The organism is Micromonospora halophytica (genome assembly GCF_900090245.1).
Classification (GTDB): Bacteria; Actinomycetota; Actinomycetes; order Mycobacteriales; family Micromonosporaceae; genus Micromonospora; species Micromonospora halophytica.
Genome location: NZ_FMDN01000036.1, coordinates 26,576 through 32,182 on the forward strand (window position 1 = coordinate 26,576; position 5,607 = coordinate 32,182).

2 protein-coding genes are annotated in these 5,607 nt (G+C 73.9%); both read left to right on the forward strand.

The features are described from left to right. The coding region (locus GA0070560_RS27005) for a type I polyketide synthase (RefSeq protein ID WP_091302829.1) at positions 1 to 4,614 on the forward strand (4,614 nt) is incomplete at its 5' end. A 37-nt stretch (positions 4,615 to 4,651) separates the two neighbouring features. Next, on the forward strand, positions 4,652 to 5,607 hold a 956-nt coding region (locus GA0070560_RS27010; RefSeq protein WP_425412724.1), incomplete at its 3' end, for a beta-ketoacyl synthase N-terminal-like domain-containing protein.

Genomic DNA, 5,607 nt, shown 5'->3' on the forward strand with positions numbered 1-5,607 from the left:
CCGATCGAGGCGCAGGCGCTGCTGGCCACGTACGGGCAGGGGCGTGAGGGTTGTGCGCCGTTGTTGCTGGGGTCGGTGAAGTCGAACCTCGGTCATTCCCAGGCGGCGGCAGGTGTGGCCGGGGTGATCAAGATGGTGCAGGCGATGCGGCACGGTGTGGTGCCGGCGACGCTGCATGTGGATGCGCCGTCGTCGAAGGTGGACTGGACCTCCGGCGCGGTCGCGTTGGTGACGGAGTCGCGTCCGTGGCCGGTGGTGGATCGGCCGCGTCGGGCGGCGGTGTCGTCGTTCGGCATCTCCGGCACCAACGCCCACGTCATCATCGAGCAGCCGGAACCGGAACCGGAGCCGCTCGTCGGGCAGCCGGGGACGGCCGTCGGGCTGTCCGGACCGGTCGAGGTCGACCTGCCGGTGCTGCCCTGGCTCGTGTCAGGGCGGTCGGCGGAGGGCCTGGCCGGGCAGGCGGCCCGGCTGGCCGAGTTCGCCCGGCGGGAGACCGGGACGTCGCCCGTGGACATCGGCTGGTCACTGGCCACCGCCCGCGCCGCCCTCGACCACCGGGCCGTGCTCCTCGGCACCGACCGCGACGCGCTCCTCGCCACGCTGGACGCCCTCGCCGACGGTGCCGCCGAATCGTCGAGCCACCCCGCGGTGACCCTCGTGACCGGTCAGGTGTCGTCGGGTCGTCGGGCGGTGTTGTTCACGGGTCAGGGCGCCCAGCGGCCGGGTATGGGTCGGGAGTTGTACGACCGTTTCCCGGTGTACGCGGATGCCTTTGATCGGGTGTGTGCGCTGTTCGACAGCCGGCTCGAGCACCCGTTGCGGGAGGTGGTGTTCGCCGAGTCGGGCAGTGAGCTGGCGGGTCTGCTGGATCAGACGGTGTTCACCCAGGCCGGGTTGTTTGCGGTGGAGGTGGCGCTGTTCGAGTTGTTCTCCTCCTGGGGGGTGCGGGCCGATTATCTGGTGGGTCATTCGATCGGTGAGGTGACTGCCGCTCATGTGGCGGGGGTGTTGTCGTTGGAGGATGCCTGCACGTTGGTGGCGGCGCGCGGTTCGTTGATGCAGGCGCTGCCCACTGGTGGCGGGATGCTCGCGGTGGAGGCGTCCGAGGCCGAGGTCCGTGAGATCACCGGCCACGGCAGCGGCACCGCAGCCGGCGGCGCGGTTGGTGACGGCGACACAGGTACCAGCGGCACCGCAGCCGGCGACGGTGACGCGGCCGGCGGTGGTGTGGATGTTGCGGCGGTGAATGGCCCGCGGTCGGTGGTGTTGTCTGGTCCGGTGGTGGAGTTGGACCGGGTGGCGCGGGTGTGTGGTGAGCGGGGTTGGCGGGTCAAGCGGCTGTCGGTCAGTCATGCGTTCCACTCCCGTCTGATGGAGCCGATGCTGGACGACTTCCGGGCGGTCCTGGCCGGTTTGGACTGGGGTGCGCCGAGGTTGCCGATCGTGTCGAACGTGACCGGTCAGGTGGCGGACCCGGCGCAGATCGCCGCGCCGGAGTACTGGGTGCGGCATGTGCGGGAGGCGGTGCGGTTCGCCGACGCGGTCGGCACTCTGCACGAGGCGGGGGTGAGTACATTCCTGGAGGTCGGTCCGGACGCCACCCTGACGGCGATGGCCGCCGACACTCCGACCGATCGGCCGGTCCACCTGGTGCCGGCTCTGCGGCGTGACCAGCCGGAGACCTCCAGTCTGGTCTCCGCTCTGGCCCGGCTGCACGTCACCGGTACACCGGTGAACTGGGCGGCCTGGTTCACCCACACCGGTCACCGGCCGCGCACCGTCGACCTGCCCACCTACGCCTTCCAGCGGCAGCGGTACTGGCTCGACGCCGGCCTGTCCGGCGCCGACGCCTCCGGGCTCGGGGTCCGTGGCACCACCCATGCCCTGCTCGACGCCGAACTGGTCACCGCCACCGACGACGTCCGTGTCCACGGCGGCCGGCTCTCCGTACGGACCCGACCCTGGCTCGCCGACCACATGGTGTGGGGGTCGGTCGTCGTACCGGGCGCGGCACTCGTGGAGATGGCGCTGTACGCCGGCACACAGGCCGCCTGCGACACTCTCGAGGAACTGACCCTCGCCGCCCCGCTGGTCCTGCCCGAACAGGGCGCCCGTGCCGTGCAGCTCACCCTGGGCGCTGCCGACGAGCACGGCCGCCGCCAGGTCAGCGTCCACTCCCGGCCCGCCGACGACCCGCGCGCCGAATGGACCCGGCACGCCGAGGGCGTCCTTGCCCCCGGCGGGGCCGACACGGCGGAGCCGCTGACCACGTGGCCACCGCCCGGCGCCTCCGCCGTACCGGTCGCGCCGATCTACGAGCAGCTGCGCCGGCTCGGCGTCGACCACGGGCCCACCTTCCGGGGCCTGCGCGCCGCATGGCGTACCGACGACGCCGTCTACGCGGAGGTCGCGCTGCCCGACGGCGTCGCCCCCGACGGGTTCGGCCTGCACCCGGCGCTGCTGGACGCGGCGCTGCACGTCGTCGGCCTCACCGACGACACCGACGCCCATGCGCCCGGGGCCCGACTTCCGTTCGCCTGGTCGGGCGTCGCGCTCACCGCCGTCGGCGCGACCCTGCTGCGGGTACGGGTCACCCGGGCCGGCTCGGCGGTGTCGCTGACCCTCGCCGACGGGGCCGGCGCACCCGTCGCCCGGATCGACTCGCTCGTCTCCCGGCCGGTGAGCGCCGACCAGATCGACGCCACCGACCCGGCCGAACTGCCCCTGTTCGACCTGCGCTGGTCCCCGTTGCCGCTGCCGTCGCGGCCGGCCGCCGGGATCGTGGCGCTCGACGCCGCCGCCGGCCTCGCCGCCACGGCGTTGCCCGGCGGGCTGACCGCGCTCGCCGACGCCCTCGACGTCGGACGGCACGATCCCCGGCTGGTGCTGCTGCCCGCCGGTGACCCCCCGTCGGGCGATCCCCTCGACGCGACCCGTGCCCGCCTCGCCGGGACCCTGACCGCCGTGCGGGAGTGGCTGGCCGACGACCGGTTCGCCGACCGGCGGCTCGTGGTGCTGACCCGGGGCGCCGTCCCCGCCGACGCCACGGGTGAGGTGACCGACCTGCCCGGCGCCGCCGTCTGGGGCCTGGTCCGTTCGGCGCAACTGGAGCACCCCGGCCGGTTCGTGCTGGTCGACCTCGATGGTGAGGTCGACGCCGACCTGCTCGGCCGCGCCCTCGCCAGCGACGAACCCCAGCTCGCCCTGCGCGACGGCCGCCTGCTCGTGCCCCGGCTCGCGCCGGCCGAACCCGACCCGACGGGCGCCGTCGATCTGCTCCCCGACGGCACGGTGCTGGTCACCGGCGCCACCGGCGCCCTCGGCGGCCTCCTCGCCCGCCACCTGGTCACCGCGCACAAGGTCCGGCACCTGCTCCTGGTCGGCCGGCGCGGTGGCGACGCGCCCGGCGCAGCCGACCTCCTCGCCGAGCTGACCCGGCTCGGCGCGCAGGCCCGCTTCGTCGCCTGCGACGTGGCCGAACGTGACCAGGTCGCCGCGCTGCTCGCCGCCGTACCCGCCGACCACCCGCTCACCGGGGTGGTGCACGCCGCCGGCGTCCTCGACGACGCGACCGTCACCGCGCTGACCCCCGAGCGGACCGCCGCCGTGCTGCGTCCCAAGGCCGACGCCGCCTGGCATCTGCACGACCTCACCCGGCACCTGGACCTGCCGATGTTCGTGCTCTTCTCCTCGATCGCCGGCCCGCTCGGCGGCCCCGGCCAGGGCAACTACGCGGCGGCCAACGCGTTCCTCGACGGGCTGGCCCACCAGCGGCGCGCCGCCGGGCTCGCCGCCACCTCCCTGGCCTGGGGGCTGTGGGAGCAGGACAGCGGGATGACCCGCGACCTGGGCGCCGGCCGCCGGGAACGGATGGCCCGCCAGGGGATCGCCCCGCTCGGCACCGCTGCGGCGCTGACCCTCTTCGACGCCAGCCGGCGCAGCCGGCAGCCGCTGCTGCTGCCCGTCCGCCTCGACCTGGCCGCGCTGCGTACCCTCACCACCGTCGACCACCTCCCGGCACCGCTGCGCGGCCTGGCCGGCGTCCGCACCCGGCGCACCGCCGCCGGCACCGCGTCCGGCGGCGGGTTCCGCGAGCGGATCGCCGCAGCGTCCGACGAGGACCGCCGACGGCTGGTCGAGGAACTGGTCACCGGTCAGGTGGCCGAGGTGCTCGGGTACGCCTCGGCGGCCGCCGTCGGCGCCGGGCAGTCCTTCACCGAACTGGGCTTCGACTCCCTGACCGCCGTGGACCTGCGTAACCGGCTCACCACCCTGACCGGCCTGTCGCTGCCCGCCACCCTGGTCTTCGACCACCCCACCCCGGAGACGCTCACCGGGTACCTGATGTCGCGGGTCGGCCCCGGCCCGTCCGCCCCTACCGTCCTCGACGAGCTGGCCCGGCTGGAGGCGGCGTTCGCGGCGACCCCGGCGGAGACCCTCGCCGAGCTGACCGCCGACGAGGAGACCCGCTCGGCGGTCACCGCGCGACTCAGGGCGCTGCTCACCCGCCTCGACGGCGACGCCGCAGACACCGGTGTCGCTCAGGCCCTCGACGACGCCAGCGACGACGAACTCTTCGACTTCATCGACAGCACGTTCGGTCGCTCCTGACCGTCGTACCGCCCCGGCTTGCCGACCAACGCGACAGGTGAATACCCCGATGGCGAACGAAGCCAAGCTCCGTGAGTACCTCAAGCGCGTCACCGCCGACCTGCACGAGACCAGCGAACGCCTCAAGGCCGTTGACGCCAAGAGCCACGAGCCGATCGCGATCGTCGGGATGGCCTGCCGCTACCCGGGCGGGGTCCGCTCACCCGAGCAACTGTGGGACCTCGTGGCCACCGCCACCGACGGCGTCACCGGCTTCCCCACCGACCGGGGTTGGGACACCGACGGGGCGTACGACCCGACGGGGGAACGACGGGGCAGCACGTACGCCCGCGAGGGCGGGTTCCTGCACGACGCCGGGGACTTCGACCCCGACCTGTTCAAGGTCTCGCCGTACGAGGCCCTGGCCATGGACCCGCAGCAGCGGCTCATGCTGGAGGCGTCCTGGGAGGCGATCGAGGACGCCCGGATCGACCCGCTCACCCTGCGCGGGCAGAAGGTCGGCGTGTTCGCCGGCATGATGTACCACAACTACGCCGCCGGGCTCCGCGAGATCCCGGCGACCCTGGACGGCTTCATCGGCGGCGGTACGGCCAGCAGCGTGCTCTCCGGCCGGGTGGCGTACACCTTCGGCTTCGAGGGGCCGGCGCTCACCGTGGACACCGCCTGCTCGTCGTCACTGGTGGCGCTGCACCTGGCGGTGCAGTCGCTGCGCTCCGGCGAGTGCACCCTCGCACTGGCCGGCGGCGTCACCGTGATGACCACCCTGGAGACGTTCGTCGACTTCAGCCGCCAGCGCGGGCTCGCCCCAGACGGGCGGTGCAAGTCGTTCGCCGAGGGCGCCGACGGGACCGGCTGGTCCGAGGGTGTGGGTGTGCTGCTGGTGGAGCGGCTGTCGGATGCCCGGCGGTTGGGTCATCGGGTGTTGGCGGTGGTGCGGGGTTCGGCGGTGAATCAGGACGGTGCGTCCAACGGGCTGACCGCGCCGAATGGTCC